At 62.0% G+C, this 621-nt stretch carries 1 protein-coding gene; it reads right to left on the minus strand.

Annotated features, from left to right (window positions below; translation table 11 throughout):
• Positions 1 to 74: 74 nt before the first annotated feature.
• Positions 75 to 560: a transposase gene (locus tag GY725_25155; protein ID MCP4007481.1), complete on the minus strand. Its 486-nt coding sequence runs from the start codon at positions 558 to 560 to the stop codon at positions 75 to 77.
• Between the last annotated feature and the right edge of the window lie 61 nt (positions 561 to 621).

Below are 621 nucleotides of genomic sequence, written 5' to 3' on the forward strand. Positions count from 1 at the left end.
AGTCGTTACCTGGCGCACCTGTTCGAAGTGCTACCGACGCTCACCTCGAAGGACCAACTCGATGCTCTGCTCCCTCAGAATCTTGATCGCGCGAGGATCAGCAACTCCTGATCGGGGATGCGGTTCGTCCACCGCTTACCGTTGATCGACTTGCGCATGTCCACCGGATCGCGATACAGCAACACCGCCACCGCTTCGCTCGGACCCATCACGAGACCAGGCCAATCAGCTTGCGAAGGGCTTCGCCTTCCGGCGCTCCACTCCAGCACCGCACCGCTCGCAAAACGAACTTGAAGCGAGCACGAGCGGCTCAGCTCGCCGACCACGACCCGCGCGAACTCCGGGGGCGGCACTTTCTGTTGCGAGGCCGGTGCAATCACTCCGGACTTCCGGAGCCGACGCTTCGCCTCGTACATCGAGTGCTCCGACAGGCCCAGACGCTTCGCGTACGTCTTGAGCTGCTCGCCTTTGGCTTCGGCCGTTTGGAGATGATTCAGCCAGTAACGCTGACGCTCGCTCAGTTCCTGCTCCGCCTTCGCCGCCCTTCCTCGTGCTGTCATCGAGCACCTCCTCCTCGTTCCAGGAGGCCATACTCTGCGAGATCAAACTCCCGCTCGAAAC

The sequence above is a fragment of the bacterium genome, assembly GCA_024226335.1.
Lineage (GTDB): Bacteria > Myxococcota_A > UBA9160 > SZUA-336 > SZUA-336 > JAAELY01.